The organism is Lacrimispora sinapis (assembly GCF_043633585.1).
Lineage (GTDB): Bacteria > Bacillota > Clostridia > Lachnospirales > Lachnospiraceae > Lacrimispora > Lacrimispora sinapis.
This window is the reverse complement of sequence record NZ_CP141832.1, coordinates 2691566-2712639: the sequence shown is the minus strand read 5'-3', so window position 1 is coordinate 2712639 and position 21074 is coordinate 2691566. Positions and strand designations below refer to the sequence as shown.

Genomic DNA, 21074 nt, shown 5'->3' with positions numbered 1-21074 from the left:
GACCGATGAAAGTAATAGAGAAACAGGTTTTCCATAAAAAGGAGGTCAGACGATGTTAAAGAAAGAAACTTTTGTACCTATGCAGTTTTTTAAAAAAGAAGCCTATACCGGAAGCATGAATGGAATGCGTTACCGGGTCAGTAAGGTGGAAGAAGAATTGGAGGCTGCCGTATATCCGGAACCTTACTGCTATGAAGCCACACCGGAAGAGCAGAAGACCAAAATGAAGTTTCCTTTTTCGGAGGAAGGAAGAGAACAGGCGGTAAACTGGATCAATCAGCAGTATGAAGAAAAATCGGCAATTTGGAAATCTGCTTCAAGAAAATAATCCCCCTTTTCTAAATGGATGAAGTATGGTATGATAATGTATTATTGGAATTACTGACATGGAGGAAGAAAAATGGAAGAGAACAAGGAAGAAGTGGTTTCTAAGAACTTTATCGAACAGGAGATAGACAAGGATCTTGCAGAAGGTGTTTATAATCATGTACAGACCAGATTTCCACCGGAGCCAAATGGCTATCTGCACATTGGACATGCAAAGTCCATCTTACTTAACTATGGCCTGGCGCAAAAGTATGGTGGAAAGTTCAACCTCCGTTTTGATGATACAAACCCGACCAAGGAGAAGACAGAATTCGTAGAATCCATTATAGAAGATGTGAAGTGGCTGGGCGCAGATTTTGAAGACCGCCTGTTCTTTGCCTCCAATTACTTTGAGGAGATGTACGATCGTGCCGTTCTTTTAATAAAGAAGGGAAAGGCATATGTCTGTGATCTGACTGCAGAAGAGATCCGGGAATACCGGGGCGATTTTAAGACTCCGGGTAAAGAAAGTCCTTACCGGAATCGCAGCGTGGAAGAAAACCTGACACTTTTTAAAGAGATGAAAGAGGGCAAATATAAGGATGGAGAGAAAGTTCTCCGTGCGAAGATTGATATGGCATCCCCCAACATCAATATGCGTGATCCGGTCATCTACCGAGTGGCCCATATGACCCATCATAACACCGGGGATGCATGGTGTATTTATCCCATGTATGACTTTGCTCATCCAATCGAAGATGCCATTGAAAACGTCACTCATTCCATCTGCACCCTGGAATTTGAAGATCACAGACCGCTGTATGACTGGGTGGTGAAGGAATGTGAATTTGTAAGTCCTCCCCGTCAGATCGAATTTGCAAAGCTGTATTTGACCAATGTGATAACCGGAAAGCGTTATATCAAAAAGCTGGTAGAGGACAACGTGGTAGACGGCTGGGACGACCCTCGTCTTGTGTCCATTGCAGCATTAAGAAGAAGAGGCTATACCCCGGAAGCACTACGGATGTTCGTGGACTTGGTAGGCGTTTCCAAGGCAAACAGTTCTGTGGATTATGCCATGCTTGAATACTGTATCCGGGAAGATTTAAAGTTAAAGAGACCGAGAATGATGGCGGTTTTAGACCCGGTCAAACTGGTAATTGACAATTATCCGGAGGATACCATTGAATATCTGGATGCCGCCAACAATCTGGAAAATCCCGAACTGGGAGAGAGAAAACTGCCGTTTGGCAGGGAGCTTTATATCGAACGGGAAGATTTTATGGAAGAACCCATTAAAAAGTATTTCCGTCTGTTCCCAGGCAATGAAGTCCGCTTGATGAATGCCTATTTTGTAACCTGTACCGGATGTGAGAAGGATGCCGAGGGCAATGTGACCGTAGTTCACTGTACCTACGACCCGGAGACAAAGAGCGGTTCCGGTTTTGAAGGAAGAAAAGTAAAGGGCACCATTCACTGGGTGGCAGCAGCTACCGCAGTTCAGGCAGAGTGCCGTCTGTATGAGAATATTGTGGATGAAGAGAAGGGCAAGTTAAACGAGGACGGAAGCCTGAATTTAAATCCCAATTCTTTGACCATATTAAAGAACTGTTATGTGGAGCCAAGCTTTGAGGGCGCAAAGGCTTATGACAGTTTCCAGTTTGTCAGAAACGGATTTTTCTGCATTGACTGCAAAGACAGTACTCCCGAACATCTGGTATTCAACCGGATCGTTTCCTTAAAGAGTTCATTTAAAATTAAAAAATAATGGTGACAGGCTGGAATGCCGGTCAAAGGAAGAATGCTGCATGACCGAGTAAAGAGAGGGCGTGCGGCATTTTTCCATTTCCGAGAAGAAAGGAGGCATTTCTTTCTATGGAACTGATGATACCTTTAAAAAATCAGGCAGGACTGCCTTTATACAGTCAGATATACAGCTATATCAAAGAAGAAATAAAAAAGGGGAATTTAAAGCCTGCTACCCGGCTCCCCTCTACCCGCCTTCTTGCGGAGAACCTAAAGATCAGCCGCAGCACCACCCAGATGGCTTATGAACAGCTGCTTTCGGAAGGATACATTGAAGCCGTTCCCTGCAAGGGATATTTTGTATTGAAAATTGAAGGTCTGGTCCATACCGGACAGGAAAAAGGGGATAACAAAACATCTTTTTTTCACACCGATTCTTCGGAGACAGATGGTGAACCGGATTGGAGTGTGGATTTTTCCCCAAGAGGAATTGATCTTTGTGCCTTCCCCTTTAACACCTGGAGAAAATTATCAAAAAATACTCTGGTGGATGACAACCGGGAGATGTTTCTGGCCGGAGATCCCCAGGGAGAGGCTGTTTTTAGGGAAGCCCTCCGGGAATATCTTCACTCTGCCCGTGGTGTAAACTGTTGTGCGGAGCAGATCATTGTGGGAGCAGGAAGCGAATATCTGCTTATGCTTTTATCTCAGATATTATCGAATGACAGGGTGATTGCCATGGAAAATCCAACCTACAAGCAGGCATACCGTGTTTTTCACAGCCTGAACTACAAGGTGGTTCCCGTTCTCATGGACCAGCAGGGGCTAAATGCAGAGCTGTTGGAGAAAAGCGGAGCGGATACCGCTTACGTCATGCCCTCCCATCAGTATCCGACCGGCATCGTTATGCCTGTCAAACGCAGGCAGGAGCTTTTAAGCTGGGCTTATGAAAAGGAAGGCAGGTATCTGATCGAAGACGATTACGACAGTGAATTCCGCTATAAGGGGCAGCCCATACCTGCCCTTCAGGGAATGGACCAGAAGGACCGGGTCATCTATCTCGGCACCTTTTCCAAGTCCATAGCACCCGCCATTCGTATCAGTTATATGGTGCTGCCCAAATCCCTGCTTTCCGTATATCGGGACCGGGTGAATTTCTACGCTTCCACCGTTTCCCGTATTGATCAGAACATTCTTTACCAGTTTATGGCACAAGGCCACTACGAGCGGCATTTGAACCGGATGAGGGCCGTCTATAAGGCGAAACATGAGGTACTTATCGCTGGACTCAAGCCCTTTGAATCCCAGTTTTTGATCCGGGGAGAATATGCAGGACTTCACCTTCTGCTTACCGACAAACAGAACCGGTCCGAGAAGGAGTTAATAAAAAAAGCGGCAGAAGCCGGTGTAAAAGTTTATGGAATGTCAGGATACTTTATCCATGAGGAGCATAATACCTATCCGCCTACCGTTGTTCTGGGGTACGCCAGCCTGACCGAGGAGGAGATTATTAAAGGACTTGCTCTTCTTAAAAAAGCCTGGAAGGTGCATGAGTATAAGGAGAAGTGTTGTGAATAAGGATAAAACAGGGATTAAAAAACAGAATATTCATCGGGTAGGGATAGCCGCCGGACTGATCGCAGTTTTATTATGTTTAATTGGCTATGGAAAAACCGTTGGGAATTGGAGAACGGAAAAAGAAGCAAAGTCCCCGTCCACGGAAGCGATGGTGGCTGAACCCTCCCAAAAAGAACCGGATACGGAAATGACCCTTACCTCAGAGGATAAGGAATTCTTAAACAGCCTGATCAAACGGTTTGACAGCGGAGACTTGGAGGGAGCAGCCAGACTCTTAGATGAATATGACATTCCGTGGAAGGAATTTCCCTGTATGTACGACGGGACCGTGATGAGAACGGAACTGACCGCTGACCGGGGGCTGGTATTTCTAAAGACTTCCACTGTTTTTTACGGTGAGTTCAAAGACGGAGTTCCCAACGGAACGTGTACGGCTTTGCAGGTGATTTCCCTGGAAGAGGGGAAACGGTATGATTATTCCTACGGGACCTGGGCCAATGGAAAGATGAACGGAAACGGAGCCACCGGTTATAATTACTACGATGGCGTTGGAGAAGAGATCAACAAACTCAGCGCAAAAGAAGGCGTTTTTAAAGATAACCGTATGGAGGGAGAGGTCACATATACCAGTACCAATGCAGCAGGAGAAAAGGCGGTGTGGAAGTTTTTGGCGGAGGATGGACGAATCGTTTTGGATGACCGGTGGATCAAGGGGGCGGACAGTTTTGGAACAACAACCTATAAACTGATGGCAAACGATGAAAAAAACCATGCCTATACTTTAAGCGAAGCAGATTTGCAGGAAGACCGATGGAAGAATTTTATCGAGTTTGATTAGAAGGAAAAGGAGGCTTTGAGGGGTGGATCAGGAAATCATAAATCGTTTGGGCGTCATTACGGATGAAGAGCGGGAAATCATAAACGGACGGACAGAGATTGACCGGAAGCGTTATACCGAGGGCCGGGAGCTGGTGATCGACAGCAAAAAGATGCTGGAACACGGAAAGATGATCCGCATCAGGCCCCATACCAGATTTGTTCATTTTCCAAGGCACAAACATAACTATATAGAAGTGATCTATATGTGCAAAGGTGAGACTACCCATAGGATTGACGGGGAAAAGGTGGTTTTAAAAACCGGGGAACTGCTGTTTTTGAATCAGCATGCCACCCAGGAGATATTACCGGCAGGAGAAGGTGATATTGCCGTTAATTTCATCATTCTACCGGAGTTTTTTGACACTGCGTTTGAAATGATGGGAGAGGAAGAAAATCTTTTGCGGGATTTTCTTGTAGGCTGTCTTTGCTTTAATCCCCGATACGCCAGTTACCTTCATTTTAAAGTAGCTGATGTGCTTCCGGTGCAGAATCTGGTGGAAAATATGGTCTGGACCCTATTGTATGACCAGCCCAATAAAAGAAGCATCAATCAGGTCACCATGGGACTTTTATTTCTTCAGCTCATGCATTATACCGATAAGATCAGCCATACCAGAGAAGGCTTTGAGCAAAAGCTTATATTCCAGGTCTTAAAGTTTATTGATGAGAATTATAAAGAAGGAGAATTGACCGAGCTGGCAGAGCGGTTGAATTATAATATTTATTGGCTGAGCCGGACGATAAAGAGACTGACGGGAAGAACTTATAAGGAGCTTTTACAAATCAAACGTTTGAATCAAGCCTCCTTTCTTCTATTAAATACCAGACTTTCCGTAACCGATATATCCCTTGCAGTGGGGTATGACAATACCAGTTATTTTCACCGGATATTCCGAAGCTATTACAACATGTCCCCAAAAGAATACAGGGAAAAAAATAAAACTTCCGGTTTGGCGGAACATAAAAATAAGTAAATAAATCCGGTGTCCGAAAAGAAATGAAATGGATTTACGCAGCAATCAAAAGCATAGAAAAAAAGATTTTTAATGCGGTTATCCTATTTCCAAACAGTGCAAAAGTTTGAGAAGAAACAGGATTAAAACAGAGTCCAAAAGTAATAAAAGAAATTTTAAGTGCATATACTTGGTAATATATGGTTGCATAATAATTTCTGAAAAGGAGAGAACCGATATGCCAAGAGGAGTAAGAAAAACACCGCTTCAAAAACTGGAAGAAGAGTTAAAAGAGGTGCGGGAATCCATCAAACAATACAAGGATTGCCTCGTTACATTAGAAGAAAAAGAAAAAGCCATTCAGGATAAAATAAAATTGGAACAATTTAAAGAGGTATCAACGATTTTGGACGAGCATGAGATGTCGATCATGGATTTAAAAGAACTGCTGATTTCTTCAAAACCGGAGTTAGAACAATAGGACAAAAGTATAAAGAAAGTGCAAATAAGGACGCTGTTTTAAATAAACAGCGTCCTTATTTTTTTTATAAAAATGAATTATGATAGAATCAGAAAAACATGGGAGGGGAACGCATGGAGAAATACTATCTTGCTGTTGATATCGGTGCTTCCAGCGGACGTCATATTCTTGGTACAGTCAAGGACGGAAAGATTCATTTAGAAGAGATTTACCGTTTTGAAAATGGGATGAAACGGATCGGGAATCAGCTATGCTGGGATGTGGAATCCTTATTTGGAGAAATCAAAGAAGGCATGAAGGTTTGCAAAAAGATGGGAAAGATCCCAGTCAGTATGGGCATTGATACCTGGGCCGTGGATTACGTTCTTTTGGACAGGGAAGACCGGATGTTAGGAAATGCGGCGGGCTACCGGGACGACCGGACAAAGGGAATGGATGAGCTTGTCTATCATACCATTTCACTCAAGGATCTATATCAAAGAACCGGGATTCAAAAGCAGATATTTAACACCATCTACCAGCTTATGGCGGTAAAAGAAAAGAATCCGGACCATCTTATCCACGCAGAATCCTTTTTGATGATTCCGGATTATTTCCACTTTCTGCTGACCGGAGTGAAAAAACAGGAGTATACCAATGCCACCACCACTCAGCTGGTAAACCCTGAAACGGGAAGCTGGGATTATGAGCTGATTGAATCACTTGGCTTTCCTAAAAAGCTGTTTGGCCCGCTTTCCATGCCAGGAACTGTGGTGGGGGAGCTGTCCGAACAAATCCGTGAAGAAACAGGCTTTTCCTGTCAGGTGATTCTTCCCGCCACCCACGATACCGGCTCCGCGGTCATGGCAGTTCCGGTGGTTCCCGGTGATCCGGATTCCATGAAGGATATTTTATATATCAGTTCAGGAACCTGGTCCTTAATGGGGACAGAGCTTTTAAAGGCAGACTGTTCGTTAAAGAGTATGGAAGCGAATTTTACAAACGAAGGCGGATACGAACACCGTTACCGTTATTTAAAGAACATTATGGGGCTGTGGATGATCCAGTCCGTAAGAAAAGAACTGGCTGAGAAAGGAGAGAAGTATTCCTTTGCAGAGCTATGCCAAATGGCTTCCAAAGAAAATATCAAATCCCTTGTGGATTGCAATGACAGCGTATTTTTAGCGCCGGACAGCATGATTAGGGCCGTAAAGGACTTCTGCAAAAACGGGCAGATGCAGGTACCCCAAACACCGGGAGAAATCGCTGCTGTGATTTATAACAGTCTGGCTGCCTGCTACGGCGATACCATAAAGGAGCTGGAATCCATAACCGGAAAGACCTATCCAGCCATTCATGTGGTGGGCGGAGGTTCCAATGCAGAATATTTAAACCAGCTGACTGCTGACCGTACCGGCAGGACCGTATATGCAGGACCGGGAGAGGCGACTGCCATCGGAAATCTGCTGGCACAGATGCTGGCGTTCCATGAATTTGACGGTTTAAAACAGGCAAGAGAAGCTGTTTACCGGTCTTTTGCCGTAAAAGAATATAAGCCGAAGGAAATCTTATAAGAAGCGGAGGGAATCCTGTGATTAGAAAATCATTTAAAATGTACTTAAACGAAGGAATGGCAGAAGAATATGAAAAGAGACATAACATGCTCTGGCCGGAGATGAAGGAGATGATCCATCAGTACGGCGGTCATAACTATTCCATTTTTTTAGACGAAGAGACCAATGTGCTTTACGGATACATAGAGATTGAGGATGAAGAACGGTGGGCGGAGTCAGCGGACACCCCGGTCAACCGTAAATGGTGGGATTTTATGGCGGATATTATGAGAACCAACCCGGATAACAGCCCTGTTTCTGACGGACTGAAACCGGTATTTCATTTAGATTAATCAAAAAAAAGGAGAAGAGAAAATCATGACAGTAAAAGAAAGATATGAATCCGCAAAGGAAGTATATAAGGCCATTGGCGTAGATACTGATGCTGCACTGGAAGCATTGAAAAAGATCCCCATTTCCATGCATTGCTGGCAGGGAGACGATGTCATCGGATTTGACGGGGCAGGTGCTTTATCCGGGGGAATCCAGGCTACCGGCAATTATCCGGGCCGCGCAAGAAATCCGGAGGAGCTGATGGCGGATATTGATAAGGCATTAAGTCTCATCCCTGGAAAACACCGGATCAACCTTCATGCAAGCTATGCTGTCTTTGAAGAAGGGGAGTGGGTGGACAGAGACAAACTGGAACCGAAGCATTTTGCAAAATGGGTGGAATTTGCGAAAGAGAGAGGCATCGGCATTGATTTTAACCCTACCTTATTCTCTCACGAAAAGGCAGAAAATGCCACCCTATCAAGTGAGATCCCGGAGATCCGCAGCTTCTGGATCGACCATGTAAAAGCATGCATCCGTATTTCGGAATATTTTGCAAAGGAGCAGGGAACACCATGCACCATGAATATCTGGATTCCGGATGGCTTTAAAGATATTCCGGCTGACCGCACTTCCCCAAGAGCACGTTTGAAAGATTCTCTTGATCAGATTCTTTCCATGGATTATGATAAAACAAAAGTACTGGTTGCGGTAGAATCAAAAGTATTTGGTATCGGAGTGGAAAGCTGTACCGTTGGTTCCCATGAGTTCTATATGAACTATGCGTCCAAGAATGATATTCTCTGCCTTTTAGACAGCGGTCATTACCATCCAACGGAAGTGGTATCGGATAAGATCTCTTCCATGCTTTTATTCTTTGATCAAGTAGCGCTTCACGTAACAAGACCGGTCCGCTGGGACAGTGACCATGTGGTATTATTTGATGATGAAACAAAGGAGATCGCGAAAGAAATCATCCGCGGGGGTGCGGACCGTGTTCTTTTGGCCCTTGACTTCTTTGATGCAAGCATCAACCGTTTGAGCGCATGGGTGGTAGGGATGCGCAACATGCAGAAGGCACTTTTGAATGCCCTCCTCCTTCCAAATGAAACGCTGGCACAGCTGCAGGCCTCCCGCAGGTTTACGGAGCAGATGATGCTCCAGGAAGAATTAAAACTTTACCCCATCGGCGATGTATGGAATTACTTCTGTGAGCTGAATGGAGTACCTGCAAAAGAAGACTGGTTTAAAGAGATTCTCAGCTATGAAAAAGAAGTACTGTTAAACCGGAAATAAGGAGAAAATAGACATGAAAATTTTAGATGCAGAATTTGTAAAAGGCTTTATCCGCTTATGTGATGATGGATTCAAACAGAACTGGCATGAAAGAAACGGCGGCAATTTAAGCTACCGTATCAAACCCGAAGAGGTGGAAGCCGTAAGAGAGGAGCTGAAGTTTGACAATTCCTGGCAGCCCATTGGTACGACCGTGAAGGGTCTTTCCGGAGAGTTTTTCATGGTCACAGGAAGCGGAAAGTATTTCCGCAATGTGCCCCTTGATCCGGAAGCCAACACCTGCATCATTGAAGTGGATGAAAGCGGCGAACATTATAGAATCCTATGGGGTCTTTGCAAGGGAGGACGTCCCACCAGCGAGCTTCCCTCCCATTTAATGAACCACGAGGTCAAGAAGGAAGCTACCGGCGGAGCATACAGAGTCATTTATCATGGCCATCCGGCAAATATCATTGCGCTTACCTTTGTTCTTCCTCTGGAGGATAAGGTATTTACCAGAGAATTATGGGAAATGGCCACAGAGTGTCCGGTCGTATTCCCAAGCGGAATCGGTGTGGTGGGCTGGATGGTACCCGGCGGACGTGAGATCGCCGTTGCCACCAGTGAGCTTATGAAAAAATACGATGCCGCAATCTGGGCGCACCACGGTTTATTTGCCTCCGGGGAGGACTTTGATTTGACCTTCGGACTGATACATACCATTGAAAAGTCTGCTGAAATTCTTGTAAAGGTTCTTTCCATCAGACCGGATAAGCTGCAGACCATCACACCAGGAAATTTCCGCGATCTGGCACATGATTTCAACGTGACGTTACCGGAAGAATTTCTTTATGAAAAATAAATGAGAAGGAATTGCAGCCAGGCAGTAAAGCTGGGCTGCAATTCCTTTTTTTGTTTGCCGGAAAAACTTGTCTCGATTTAATTGTAAACCAATATTGTAAAACTGGTTGACAATCTATCTCTATCTTTGTATAATCGTGTAGAATCAAATATATTACAGGGGGATCTTATATGAAAATAACAGCAAAAGAACTTACGTTATGTGCATCCTTTGCCGCATTGAGTGCCATTCTATCGCAAATAGCCATTCCGATCGGCCCGGTTCCCATTAATCTGGCGCATATATCTGTATTTACCGCCGCCGGATTATTAGGAGCCAGGTATGGAGCTTTGAGCCAGTTTGTTTTCGTTCTTATGGGGGCTGTGGGGCTGCCGGTCTTTTCCGGGTTTAACGGAGGACTTTTCAGTGTCATAGGCCCGACCGGAGGTTACATTATTGCTTACATAGCATCAGCCTTTCTCGCCGGACTTATCATCGAACGGTCAGGAAAAAGCACTGTGCCGGTTCTGGCAGCAGCCATATATACCGGCTGGATCGTCACCTATCTGTTCGGTACCTTATGGTATTGTTATATCACCCATACAGGGTTTGCCGCCGCCCTTATGGTCTGTGTGATCCCTTTTCTGCCAGGGGATTTTTTCAAGACTTGTTTCAGCATTTATCTTATTAAAAAGCTGAATCCGGTTCTGTCAATGAGCGTTCGCTGACGGCCGCCAACAAACGTAAAATACAGGGAGAATTAGAAAATGACCTATGATTTCCAGCACCTTTCAAAAGAGGACGCGTTATCCCTCCTAAACCTGCCGGATGAAGAATTGCCGGAGCTGTTAGAAGCTGTTTATTCCATCAGAAAAAAATACAAAGGAAACACCGTATCCATCCAGCTGCTCACAAATGCTAGGAGCGGCAACTGTTCCCAAAACTGTGCCTATTGTGCCCAGTCCCAGGAATCCAAAGCCCATATTGATAAATACAGGCTGGTTGCTTATGAAAAGCTGTTAAAAGACGGTTATACGGTAACGGATAAGAATCTTGCACGCCATTGTATCGGTTTAAGCGGAATCCGTTTTCAAAATTCGGAAATAAATGAATTTGCAGATGAGATAAGAAAGCTTAAGAAGGAAACCCAATCTCCCATATGCTGCTCCATCGGGTTTTTGACTCCAGAGCAGGCGAAAATCCTGAAAGAAGCAGGAGTGGAGAGGATCAATCATAATTTAAATACAAGCAGAAGGTTTTATCCCAATATCTGTACCACTCATACCTATGAGGAGCGCATATCCAATATTAAAATGCTGCAAAGCATGGGATTTGAAATATGCTGCGGCGGCATTGCCGGCCTTGGGGAAGAAAAACAGGATATTGTTGACATGCTTTTTGACATCCAGGCAATCCATCCTCAGGCGGTGCCGATTAATTTTTTTATTCCAATAGAAGGAACCGCTTTAGAGAAAATGGATACTTCTTATCTATCTGCGGAATATTGTTTAAAAGTATTATGTCTTGCCCGTTTGTTGAATCCCAGTTCCGATATAAGATGTGCAGCCGGAAGAGAGGTATATTTAAAAGGAAAAGAGAAATGGATGTTCTATGCAGTGGATTCTATTTTTGCCTCCGGCTATCTGACTGCAGATGGACAGGCAATTGAGGATACCATTCAGCTGATCACAGATGCCGGCTTTGAATACTTCGTAGAACCCTGATCCGTTATGTTACAAAAAGGAGCTGCTTTTCCTGGTTCCATTCAGGAAAAACAGCTCCTTAATCCTGCGTGCTGCAGGAACGTTATGGAATATCATCTTCCACGATGGTAGTGGTATCATGGGTCGATGAATCCTTCATAGAGTCTTCCACATCCTCCGGTTCTTCCAATGTGTCCCCGGCCGGCTGGCCGTCTTCGGAAGCGGTATAATCAAGACCACCGTATTCTGTGAGATTCTCTGTTTCTTCTTTCGTGTCTTCTTTTTCTAATGAGGAGTCAAACATATCTTTTGCAGTAAATGCCACGGCATTGGCCGCTTCCTTTGCTGTATCGCCTACGATATTGGCTGCATCCTTTACCAGATTCTTAGCGGCAACGGCTGCATCCTTGGCAGCATCGGCCATGTCGGAAGCCGCAATCTTAAGCTCGTCCTTATTGGCATTTAAGGAAACATAGTTGCGGTTCATCGTGCTGTCAATCTTGGAAATATCGTCATTGCCGTCATCTTCAAAGTCGTGAAAATTTTCTTCCAGTTCTTTGTGGAAAGATCTGTATTTCGTAAAATAAGAGATGCCTGCAACAACAGCGCCGGCGATGGTGGCAAGTGCCACAAATTTCCCAAAACCATTACCCTTTTTTGCCATAAAAAAACACTCCTTTCATTCTCTTTGTTATTGTAATACTTCTGTTGAAAAAAAGAAAGGTATATAATAAGAAAATTTCTATAAACTAAATAAATAAGGTAAAAAACGTATAGATATGGTAAATTTGTAAAAAAATTATAAAGTTAGCACTCAACTATTGACAGTGCTAATAATGAGTGATATAACTTATTATGTGAATAAAAAAATACTTCTTTCGGAAGGCCAGAAGAAAGAAATAAGCAGAAAGCTATGAGGAGGAATTGCAATGAAATTAGTACCATTATTTGACAAAGTTGTGTTAAAACCATTGGTTGCAGAGGAGACAACAAAGTCCGGTATTGTTCTGCCGGGGCAGGCAAAAGAAAAGCCACAGCAGGCGGAAGTCATCGCAGTAGGACCTGGCGGTTTGGTAGACGGCAAGGAAGTTACCATGCAGGTTAAAATCGGCGATAAGGTAATCTTCTCCAAATATTCAGGAACAGAAGTAGAGACCGGAAAAGACGATGAAAAATTCGTTATTGTAAAGCAGAATGATATTTTAGCAGTGATCGAATAAATAAGGCGGCCGCAGGCTGTCACAAAGAACTGAAGGTCCCATAGGACTTTCCATTATTTTAGAAGAAAACTGGAGGTATGAATTATGGCAAAACAGATTAAATATGGCGTAGATGCAAGAAAAGCACTTGAGTCAGGTGTCAATCAGTTAGCAGATACTGTTCGTGTGACCTTAGGACCAAAAGGAAGAAACGTGGTACTTGATAAATCATTTGGTGCACCTTTGATCACAAACGATGGGGTAACCATTGCAAAAGAAATCGAGCTGGAAGATGCCTTTGAAAATATGGGTGCACAGTTAGTAAAAGAAGTTGCAACAAAGACCAACGATGTGGCTGGTGATGGTACGACTACCGCAACCGTTCTGGCACAGGCCATGATCAATGAAGGTATGAAGAACTTAGCAGCCGGTGCCAACCCAATCGTTCTTAGAAAGGGTATGAAGAAGGCAACAGAGGCTGCTGTTGAAGCCATTGCCAAGATGAGCGCACCGATCAAAGGCAAAGCCTCCATCGCAAGAGTTGCAGCGATCTCCGCAGCAGATGATGAAGTCGGTGAGATGGTAGCTGACGCTATGGAAAAGGTGTCCAACAACGGCGTTATTACCATTGAAGAATCCAAGACCATGAAGACAGAACTGGATCTGGTGGAAGGTATGCAGTTTGACAGAGGTTACATCTCTGCTTATATGTGCACAGATATGGAGAAGATGGAAGCGAATTTAGACGATCCATATATCCTGATCACCGATAAGAAGATCACAAGCATTCAGGAGATCCTTCCTTTATTAGAGCAGGTGGTTCAGTCCGGTGCAAGACTTTTGATTATTGCTGAGGATATCGAAGGAGAAGCTTTAACAACTCTGATCGTTAATAAATTAAGAGGAACCTTCAATGTTGTTGGTGTTAAGGCACCAGGCTACGGCGACAGAAGAAAAGAGATGTTACAGGATATCGCTGTTTTAACAGGCGGAACCGTAATCTCCGAAGAATTAGGATATGACCTCAAGACCGCAACTCTTGATTTATTAGGACGTGCAAAATCCGTTAAGGTACAGAAGGAAAACACCGTAATTGTTGACGGATTAGGCGATAAGGATTCCATTTCTGCAAGAATTGGACAGATCAAGAGCCAGATCGAAGAGACTACTTCTGATTTTGACCGTGAAAAATTACAGGAAAGACTTGCTAAATTATCCGGCGGCGTAGCAGTGATCCGTGTAGGTGCTGCAACAGAGACTGAGATGAAGGAAGCAAAACTTCGTATGGAAGATGCTTTATCTGCAGCGAGAGCAGCCGTAGAAGAGGGTATTATCGCAGGCGGCGGATCTGCTTATATTCATACCATCACTCAGATCGAAGACGTAGTGAAGAAACTGGAAGGCGACGAGAAGACCGGCGGTATGATCATCTTAAAGGCTCTGGAAGCTCCGTTATACCACATTGCAGCCAATGCAGGACTGGAAGGAAGCGTCATCATCAATAAAGTAAAAGAATCCAAAGTCGGAATTGGCTTTGACGCTTATAAAGAAGAATATGTAGATATGGTGGAAGCAGGCATCTTAGACCCGACAAAGGTTACCAGAAGCGCTCTTCAGAATGCTACCAGCGTGGCGTCCACCTTATTGACAACAGAGTCTGTTGTTGCTAATATTAAAGAAAAGACACCTGCAATGCCGGCTCCAGGCGGAATGGATATGATGTAAGACATATCTGTACGAAAGAATCACCTATGAGGTATCCTTTTATACCCTGAATCATACGGGAAGAGAAAGCAGCGCCTGAAAGGAATACCTTTATACCCCGGTAAGACGCAGGGAAGAAAGGAATCCAGTATCATTATGAATGAAATGTATGCAGAATGGCTTGTGAAGCGAAAAGCACCGGCCTATACCTTGGTGCTAAAGATCGTGATGGGAATTTTGTGTGTCATCGCATTTTTCCTTTCCATCTCTCCGGTTTTTGGGATTTTCGGAGTAATCATACTTTTTGCTGTCGGAGGAGCCGCATATCTGGTATTCAGGAACAGTGAAGTGGAATACGAATATTTGTATGTGACCAATTCGTTGTCCATTGACCGGATATACGGCAAAAGCAAGAGGAAAAAAGCCTGGGAGGCCTCCATGGAGGAGATACAGATCGTGGCTCCCACAGGTTCCACAGAAGCCCGTGATCATGAAACAAAAGATATGAAGGTACTTGATTTTTCTTCACAGTTGCCGGGGGCAAAGACTTATACGCTCATCAGTCAGTCTGGTTCGGAACGGGTGAAAGTTATTTTTGAACCCAATGATAAGCTGCTGCACTGTATGAAGATGACAGCACCCCGTAAGGTGATTTCACAGATATAACAGGAAAGAGGGTAGGAATGGTGAATGACTGTTCCCGCCCTTTTTTTGTATAAAAAAAGCATTCTTTACTGTCCATGTATGACGGAAAAATACTACAAAATGTCCGTTGACAAGCTATGTAAAATTTGTTAAACTAGGTAACTAACAAGCAAAATTCAGATTAGCGATGTTAATAAAAATCGAAAGAAGGAGAGGAAATATCAATGGGTACAATTATTGGCGAAGGCATTACTTTTGATGATGTGCTATTAGTTCCTGCATATTCACAAGTAATTCCCAATCAGGTTGATTTAACGACCAACCTTACAAAAACCATCAAGCTGAATATTCCGCTTATGAGTGCAGGTATGGATACCGTTACCGAGCACCGCATGGCAATTGCCATGGCAAGACAGGGGGGAATCGGCATCATCCATAAGAACATGACCATAGAACAGCAGGCGGATGAGGTTGATAAGGTTAAGAGGTCAGAAAACGGCGTCATAACGGACCCATTCTTCCTTTCCCCGGAACATACATTAAAGGATGCAGACGAGCTTATGGCAAAGTTCCGCATCTCAGGCGTACCGATCACAGAAGGAAAAAAACTGGTGGGTATTATTACAAACCGTGACTTGAAGTTTGAAGAGGATTTCAGCAGAAAGATCAAAGAATGCATGACCTCTAAGAATCTGGTGACGGCGAAAGAGGGAATCACTCTCATGGAAGCAAAGCAGATTCTTGCAAAGGCAAGAGTGGAAAAGCTTCCAATCGTTGATGATGATTTCAATTTAAAAGGACTTATTACCATTAAAGATATCGAAAAACAGATCAAGTATCCTTTGTCTGCAAAAGACAGTCAGGGCAGACTTTTATGCGGAGCCGGAGTTGGTATTACTGCCAACGTACTGGACCGTGTAGCAGCCCTTGTGAATGCGAAGGTGGATGTTGTGGTTCTTGATTCCGCTCACGGACATTCTGAGAACGTTCTGCGCTGCGTAAGAATGATCAAGGAGGCTTATCCGGAACTTCAGGTCATCGCAGGCAACGTTGCAACCGGAGAAGCCACCAAGGCGTTAATCGAAGCAGGTGCTGATGCGGTCAAGGTTGGTATCGGTCCTGGTTCCATCTGTACCACCCGTGTGGTGGCAGGGATCGGTGTTCCACAGATCACAGCCGTTATGGATTGCTATGCCGTTGCCAAGGAATACGGCGTTCCTGTCATCGCAGACGGCGGAATCAAGTATTCCGGAGACTTGACAAAAGCCATCGCAGCAGGCGGAAGCGTATGTATGATGGGAAGCATGTTTGCCGGATGTGATGAAAGCCCCGGAACCTTTGAACTATATCAGGGAAGAAAGTACAAAGTTTACCGCGGAATGGGTTCCATTGCAGCCATGGAGAATGGAAGCAAGGACCGCTACTTCCAGTCGGATGCCAAGAAGCTGGTACCGGAAGGCGTGGAAGGCCGTGTGGCATATAAGGGAATGGTAGAAGATACCGTATTCCAGATCCTGGGCGGTTTGCGTTCCGGTATGGGATATTGCGGAGCACAGAATATCAAGGCGTTACAGGACAACGGAAGATTCGTAAAGATTACCGCAGCTTCCTTAAAGGAAAGCCATCCTCATGATATCCATATTACAAAAGAAGCACCGAATTACAGCATTGACGAATAAATAAGAAACAGGCGGAGATTGAACGATCTCCGCCTGTTTCTTATTTTTCCCTGTGAGGCAGACGTCCCCGGAAAAACCGTTTTTTGAGCTCTGAAAAGCGGAACGGGATGAGGGGATAAATGTAGCTCTTTCCAGCTATGGTCTTATTAAATACAAGGGCGCAAATGGAGAGCAGGATACCGCCCACAAAGCCCCAGAAGTTAAAGAGAGCCGTAGTTACGAGTATGATCATTCGTATGAATTTGAAGGCATAACCCAGCTCAAAGCTTGACTGGGAATAGTTTGCGATGGTGACAAATGACATATAAAGCATGGTCTCACTGTTGAACCAGCCGGATTTTACGGAATATTCTCCCAGTACAATACCGGCGATCACACTGAGAGGCGTGGTCAGCATACTGGGAGTATTGACCGCTGCAAGCCTTAGTCCGTCAATGGCGAATTCCAGAATCAGAAGCTGGAACAGAAGAGGAACCTGAGGGGGTTCTGATAACTGTATAAATTGGAGCCAGGAGGGAATCAGTTCTGGATTCTGCATAAAAAACAGCCAGGTAGGGGTCAAATACAGCGTTAATATAGAAATGATAAACCGGGAGAGCCTTAAATAGGTTCCCGTCACCGGGGGGAAGTAATAATCATCGGCTTCTTCAATGATGTCAAAAATCGAGGAGGGCAGGATCATGGCAGAAGGAGAGTTGTCTACCAGGATAATGATGTTGCCTTCCAGCAAAGAGGCAGAAGCGGTGTCCGGCCGTTCCGAATATTTGAATTTGGGAAATGGATTGAACCATTTATGGGGATAGATGCATTCCGCCAGACTTTCCTGGTTCATGGTCAGGGCGTCTACCTTCAGCTTTTTGATCCGTTCCTTGATGGTGGCAAGAAGCTTTTCATCCACACGTCCCTTAAAATAGCAGATGGCAATGTCAGTATAAGAGCTTTCTCCGGAATGCATGATCTCCATCGTCAGCCTGGGATCACGGATTCTTCGTCGGATCAAAGCGGTATTCGAGGTCAGTGTTTCCACAAAGCCGTCTTTGGAGCCACGAAGCACCTTATCTTTTTCCGGTTCAGACACGCCTCTTGAGGGATAGCCACGGCTGTCCACCACGAGACATTTGTCGTAACCATCAATCAAGAGGCAGGCAAGGCCTGTAAGCAAAGATTTTATCATTTTGTCATCATCTTTGACCAGACTTACCTGCGAGTAAGGAAAGAATTTTTTGGAAAACTCAAGGACATCAAGGGGCATGTCTTCCTTTTTTATGGAAGAAAAGTCCTCCATGATCTTCTGCCACACATCCCCTTTTGTAAACCCGTCGATGCAATATAAGGCTGCTTCCCGTTCTCCGATATAAAATGTGCGGTAAACCAGATCAAAGTTTTGGTCTACATCCAGTTTGTTGTTTAAATAATTCATATTATCAGTGAGGCTACTTGAAAAATCCATAACAGTTTTCTCCTTGTAAATAAATTAGCAGCATTTTGGCAATAAGGAAAGTATATGCAATTTTCAGAAAAATATGTTTTTTGCATTTGTGTGCAAAACAGAAACCCAGGAAAGGAACTTGTAAGAAAAAATGTGGCAATGTTTTTTGAATTAAAGGCAATTTTTTGGTAAAATAGACTAAAAATATTGACTTTTTTGGGATTCTATGGTACGATTGTCTATGTGAAAAGCACATAGAGGTGTCTTATGTGCTTGATATCGGCATGGGGATGCCAGTAGCAAAAACAATATAATGTGACGGTTTGGACCGTGACGGAGGATTGCCTTCTGTGGGGGAAGGGCGATCCTCTTTTTTTATGAAAAAGATTGATATAGAGGAAGAACTTACATATAATATCCTTTAATGATAGGAGGAGAAATATTATGTTGAAAAAACTGAGGAGAGATAAGCGTGTGAGAAATGTAATGACAACGTTGGCAGTTGTCCTATCAGCGCTTTTGCAGACTTATGTAATACAGGCATTCATTCAGCCGGCCGGGCTTTTATCAGGAGGGTTTACAGGAATTGCCATTTTGATTGACCGGGTGACATCCCTTTTTGGGATGAATATATCCACTTCCCTCGGCATGATCATACTGAATCTTCCTGTGGCCTGGGCATGCAGCAAAAGCATCAGTAAACGGTTTACTCTATTTTCGCTGCTCCAGGTTTTGTTATCCAGTGTTTTTTTAAGGATTTTTCAATTTACTCCTCTTTTTGATGATGAGGTATTGAATGTAATATATGGAGGGGTGCTTTACGGGTTTGCCATAGTGATCGCCCTTCGAGGAAATGCGTCCACCGGAGGAACGGACTTTATTGCTCTTTATGTTTCCAATAAGACGGGAAATTCTATCTGGACCTATGTGTTTATAGGGAACGTAATCCTGCTGTGTACCTTTGGTGCGATCTTTGGATGGAAATATGCGGGATATTCTATTTTATTCCAGTTTGTGGGGACAAAGATCATTTCCACCTTCCATCACAGGTATGAGCGGGTGACTCTTCAGGTCACTACCACCAAAGGGCCGGAGCTTACTCAGGCATATGTGAAAGCCTTTCAACACGGCATCTCCTGTGTGGATGCCGTAGGCGGTTACAGCAAGAAAAAAATGTATCTGCTTCATACGGTGGTATCTTCCTATGAGGTGGCCGACATTATATCTCTGTTTCACGAAGTGGATGGACACGTGATCGTAAATATGTTTCGGACGGAGCAGTTTTACGGAGCCTTTTACCGGGCACCGATGGAGTAAAGGCTTCGTAAAAATCAGTGTTTCTTCAGACGTAAGGGGAATCTGCGCCATTTCAGCCGGCTATAAAAGCTGAAATAAACCAGAAATAAAACGGAGGTGGTTGTCCAGGTCATTGGATAGCTGAAGACCACCATTTTAATGGTGGGATGCAGAGGAACAGCCACCCAGACCCATACGACCCTGAGTACGCATACACCTAAGCAGGTGAGCAGCATGGGAATCCAGCAGTCCCCTGTTCCTCTGAGGGAACCGGAACAGATCTCGATGCAGATATAGGTAACATAGACCGGCGCCAGAAAGCGGAGAATTTCCGTTCCGATGGCAATGACCGATGGGTCCGTGGTAAAGAGCAGAAAAATATGGTTTCCAAAGGTATAGAGTAAAAAGCTCAAAGCAATAGAGGAAGCAAAGCACATGGCCATACAGACCCGGATTCCTTTGTAGACCCGGTCCCTTTTGTTCGCTCCGTAGTTTTGCCCCACAAAGGTAGTGATGGCAATACCGAATGCGCTGATGATGGTGAAAAATATGCTGTCTATTTTTCCGTAGGCGGTCCAGGCTGCAATGGTATCGGTACCAAGTGTGTTGATGCTTGACTGGATGATGATATTTGACAAGGAGTACATGACGGACTGGAGTCCGGCAGGAAAACCGATGCGGATGATTCTTCTAAGCATGTCCGGGTCAATTTTTAAGGCTTTTGGAACAAGACGGTAGGATTTCCTGGTACGGATCAGCAGACGGACTACCAGCACGGCGCTGAGAAGCTGGGAGAGGATGGTGGCAAGAGCCGCTCCCCGAACCCCCAGGGGCAAATATACCACAAACAGGATGTCCAGAACGATATTGGTAAAACAGCTTGTGATAAGAAAGTAAAGAGGCCGTTTGGAGTCCCCGATGGCCCGCAGGATTCCGGCTCCCATGTTGTAGACCAGGTTGGCGGTAATCCCGATAAAATAGACCCGCATAAAGGCCACCGCATGGTGGAGGATCTCGTCAGGCGTTCCCATGGCTTTCAAGGCAAATGGTGCTCCCAGGATGCCGGTGATGGTAAAGATTATTCCGGTAGTAATGGAGAAGGCGATGGCCGTATGGACAGCCTTACTTACCTCCTCCTCTTTTTTTGCACCGTAAAATTGTGAGATGATGACTGTTGCACCGGAAGAAAGCCCTATGAAGAAACCGATCAGCAAATTGATCAGGGTTCCGGTAGGGCCTCCTACTGCTGCAAGTGCTTCTTTGCCCACAAATCTTCCGACAATGACGGCGTCTATGGTATTGTAGAGCTGTTGAAAAAAGGTGCCGAATAAAATGGGAAAGAAAAACAGAAGAAGCTGTTTCCAAATCACTCCCTCTGTAATCCCGTTATGCCCCGCTGCATCCTGTGCTTTTGTAGTTTGATTCATGGTCGTTTTCCTCATTTATGTAAGTATGTATCACGTTTCCTCATTATACAATCATAAAGGAAAAAACA

20 protein-coding genes are annotated in these 21074 nt (G+C 44.5%); 17 read left to right on the top strand and 3 right to left on the bottom strand.

Annotated features, from left to right (window positions below; genetic code table 11):
- The first annotated feature begins 52 nt into the window (after positions 1–52).
- The 12 genes from VIG27_RS12710 to bioB all read left to right on the top strand — a co-directional run bounded on the left by VIG27_RS12710 (position 53) and on the right by bioB (position 11648).
- On the top strand, positions 53–328 hold the full coding sequence (locus VIG27_RS12710; RefSeq protein ID WP_394522889.1) for a GNAT family acetyltransferase: 276 nt from the start codon (positions 53–55) through the stop codon (positions 326–328).
- A 72-nt stretch (positions 329–400) separates the two neighbouring features.
- Positions 401–2074, top strand: a complete 1674-nt coding sequence (locus VIG27_RS12705) for a glutamine--tRNA ligase/YqeY domain fusion protein (protein ID WP_394522888.1) — start codon at positions 401–403, stop codon at positions 2072–2074.
- A gap of 107 nt (positions 2075–2181) precedes the next feature.
- The gene (locus VIG27_RS12700) at positions 2182–3630 is read left to right on the top strand and encodes a PLP-dependent aminotransferase family protein (RefSeq protein ID WP_394522887.1); all 1449 of its coding nucleotides are present in this window, start codon (positions 2182–2184) and stop codon (positions 3628–3630) included.
- Positions 3623–4468, top strand: a complete 846-nt coding sequence (locus VIG27_RS12695; protein ID WP_394522886.1) for a hypothetical protein — start codon at positions 3623–3625, stop codon at positions 4466–4468. Before VIG27_RS12700 ends, VIG27_RS12695 begins: the two co-directional genes overlap by 8 nt.
- A gap of 22 nt (positions 4469–4490) precedes the next feature.
- The gene (locus VIG27_RS12690; protein ID WP_394522885.1) at positions 4491–5483 is read left to right on the top strand and encodes an AraC family transcriptional regulator; all 993 of its coding nucleotides are present in this window, start codon (positions 4491–4493) and stop codon (positions 5481–5483) included.
- A gap of 217 nt (positions 5484–5700) precedes the next feature.
- Complete coding sequence (locus VIG27_RS12685) at positions 5701–5943, top strand: hypothetical protein (protein WP_394522884.1); 243 nt, start codon at positions 5701–5703, stop codon at positions 5941–5943.
- A 113-nt stretch (positions 5944–6056) separates the two neighbouring features.
- Positions 6057–7496, top strand: coding sequence for a rhamnulokinase (rhaB, locus tag VIG27_RS12680; protein WP_394522883.1), 1440 nt, complete (start codon positions 6057–6059; stop codon positions 7494–7496).
- Positions 7497–7513: 17 nt separating this feature from the next.
- Positions 7514–7828, top strand: a complete 315-nt coding sequence (gene rhaM / locus VIG27_RS12675) for an L-rhamnose mutarotase (RefSeq protein WP_394522882.1) — start codon at positions 7514–7516, stop codon at positions 7826–7828.
- 25 nt (positions 7829–7853) lie between these two features.
- Positions 7854–9104, top strand: a complete 1251-nt coding sequence (locus tag VIG27_RS12670; protein WP_394522881.1) for an L-rhamnose isomerase — start codon at positions 7854–7856, stop codon at positions 9102–9104.
- A gap of 13 nt (positions 9105–9117) precedes the next feature.
- Positions 9118–9945, top strand: coding sequence for a rhamnulose-1-phosphate aldolase (rhaD, locus tag VIG27_RS12665; RefSeq protein WP_394522880.1), 828 nt, complete (start codon positions 9118–9120; stop codon positions 9943–9945).
- A gap of 170 nt (positions 9946–10115) precedes the next feature.
- A complete protein-coding gene (locus VIG27_RS12660) occupies positions 10116–10652 on the top strand; it encodes a biotin transporter BioY (RefSeq protein ID WP_394522879.1) in 537 nt (178 codons plus the stop codon).
- A 39-nt stretch (positions 10653–10691) separates the two neighbouring features.
- Positions 10692–11648 (top strand): biotin synthase BioB, encoded by a 957-nt coding sequence (gene bioB / locus VIG27_RS12655; RefSeq protein WP_394522878.1) that lies wholly within the window; start codon positions 10692–10694, stop codon positions 11646–11648.
- An 82-nt stretch (positions 11649–11730) separates the two neighbouring features.
- On the opposite strand, the gene VIG27_RS12650 is transcribed toward bioB, so the two are convergent.
- Positions 11731–12291, bottom strand: coding sequence for a hypothetical protein (locus VIG27_RS12650; protein ID WP_394522877.1), 561 nt, complete (start codon positions 12289–12291; stop codon positions 11731–11733).
- 265 nt (positions 12292–12556) lie between these two features.
- Here VIG27_RS12650 and VIG27_RS12645 point away from each other — a divergent pair, with 265 nt between their 5' ends.
- The 4 genes from VIG27_RS12645 (at position 12557) to guaB (ending at position 16854) form a co-directional block, all read left to right on the top strand.
- Positions 12557–12847 carry a co-chaperone GroES gene (locus VIG27_RS12645; RefSeq protein WP_394522876.1) on the top strand — a complete coding sequence of 97 codons (291 nt, stop codon included), beginning with the start codon at positions 12557–12559 and terminating at the stop codon, positions 12845–12847.
- An 84-nt stretch (positions 12848–12931) separates the two neighbouring features.
- Positions 12932–14551, top strand: coding sequence for a chaperonin GroEL (gene groL / locus VIG27_RS12640; protein WP_394522875.1), 1620 nt, complete (start codon positions 12932–12934; stop codon positions 14549–14551).
- Positions 14552–14686: 135 nt separating this feature from the next.
- Positions 14687–15196 carry a DUF6106 family protein gene (locus VIG27_RS12635; protein ID WP_394522874.1) on the top strand — a complete coding sequence of 170 codons (510 nt, stop codon included), beginning with the start codon at positions 14687–14689 and terminating at the stop codon, positions 15194–15196.
- A gap of 203 nt (positions 15197–15399) precedes the next feature.
- On the top strand, positions 15400–16854 hold the full coding sequence (gene guaB / locus VIG27_RS12630; protein WP_394522873.1) for an IMP dehydrogenase: 1455 nt from the start codon (positions 15400–15402) through the stop codon (positions 16852–16854).
- Positions 16855–16894: 40 nt separating this feature from the next.
- Here guaB and VIG27_RS12625 read toward each other — a convergent pair whose 3' ends face one another.
- Positions 16895–18304, bottom strand: a complete 1410-nt coding sequence (locus VIG27_RS12625) for a spore germination protein (protein WP_394522872.1) — start codon at positions 18302–18304, stop codon at positions 16895–16897.
- 423 nt (positions 18305–18727) lie between these two features.
- Between VIG27_RS12625 and VIG27_RS12620 the strand changes: the two genes are divergently transcribed.
- Positions 18728–19600 carry a YitT family protein gene (locus VIG27_RS12620; RefSeq protein WP_394522871.1) on the top strand — a complete coding sequence of 291 codons (873 nt, stop codon included), beginning with the start codon at positions 18728–18730 and terminating at the stop codon, positions 19598–19600.
- Between the two features lie 14 nt (positions 19601–19614).
- On the opposite strand, the gene VIG27_RS12615 is transcribed toward VIG27_RS12620, so the two are convergent.
- Positions 19615–21006, bottom strand: a complete 1392-nt coding sequence (locus VIG27_RS12615; protein WP_394522870.1) for an MATE family efflux transporter — start codon at positions 21004–21006, stop codon at positions 19615–19617.
- Between the last annotated feature and the right edge of the window lie 68 nt (positions 21007–21074).

What these genes read in the sequence shown, in the direction of transcription:
- VIG27_RS12710 (WP_394522889.1), top strand. Translation starts at nt 53, where the DNA reads ATGTTAAAGAAAGAAACTTTTGTACCTATGCAGTTTTTTAAAAAAGAA.
- VIG27_RS12705 (WP_394522888.1), top strand. Translation starts at nt 401, where the DNA reads ATGGAAGAGAACAAGGAAGAAGTGGTTTCTAAGAACTTTATCGAACAG.
- VIG27_RS12700 (WP_394522887.1), top strand. Translation starts at nt 2,182, where the DNA reads ATGGAACTGATGATACCTTTAAAAAATCAGGCAGGACTGCCTTTATAC.
- VIG27_RS12685 (WP_394522884.1), top strand. Translation starts at nt 5,701, where the DNA reads ATGCCAAGAGGAGTAAGAAAAACACCGCTTCAAAAACTGGAAGAAGAG.
- rhaB (WP_394522883.1), top strand. Translation starts at nt 6,057, where the DNA reads ATGGAGAAATACTATCTTGCTGTTGATATCGGTGCTTCCAGCGGACGT.
- VIG27_RS12670 (WP_394522881.1), top strand. Translation starts at nt 7,854, where the DNA reads ATGACAGTAAAAGAAAGATATGAATCCGCAAAGGAAGTATATAAGGCC.
- rhaD (WP_394522880.1), top strand. Translation starts at nt 9,118, where the DNA reads ATGAAAATTTTAGATGCAGAATTTGTAAAAGGCTTTATCCGCTTATGT.
- VIG27_RS12660 (WP_394522879.1), top strand. Translation starts at nt 10,116, where the DNA reads ATGAAAATAACAGCAAAAGAACTTACGTTATGTGCATCCTTTGCCGCA.
- bioB (WP_394522878.1), top strand. Translation starts at nt 10,692, where the DNA reads ATGACCTATGATTTCCAGCACCTTTCAAAAGAGGACGCGTTATCCCTC.
- VIG27_RS12650 (WP_394522877.1), bottom strand. Translation starts at nt 12,291, where the DNA reads ATGGCAAAAAAGGGTAATGGTTTTGGGAAATTTGTGGCACTTGCCACC.
- VIG27_RS12645 (WP_394522876.1), top strand. Translation starts at nt 12,557, where the DNA reads ATGAAATTAGTACCATTATTTGACAAAGTTGTGTTAAAACCATTGGTT.
- groL (WP_394522875.1), top strand. Translation starts at nt 12,932, where the DNA reads ATGGCAAAACAGATTAAATATGGCGTAGATGCAAGAAAAGCACTTGAG.
- VIG27_RS12635 (WP_394522874.1), top strand. Translation starts at nt 14,687, where the DNA reads ATGAATGAAATGTATGCAGAATGGCTTGTGAAGCGAAAAGCACCGGCC.
- guaB (WP_394522873.1), top strand. Translation starts at nt 15,400, where the DNA reads ATGGGTACAATTATTGGCGAAGGCATTACTTTTGATGATGTGCTATTA.
- VIG27_RS12625 (WP_394522872.1), bottom strand. Translation starts at nt 18,304, where the DNA reads ATGGATTTTTCAAGTAGCCTCACTGATAATATGAATTATTTAAACAAC.
- VIG27_RS12620 (WP_394522871.1), top strand. Translation starts at nt 18,728, where the DNA reads ATGTTGAAAAAACTGAGGAGAGATAAGCGTGTGAGAAATGTAATGACA.
- VIG27_RS12615 (WP_394522870.1), bottom strand. Translation starts at nt 21,006, where the DNA reads ATGAATCAAACTACAAAAGCACAGGATGCAGCGGGGCATAACGGGATT.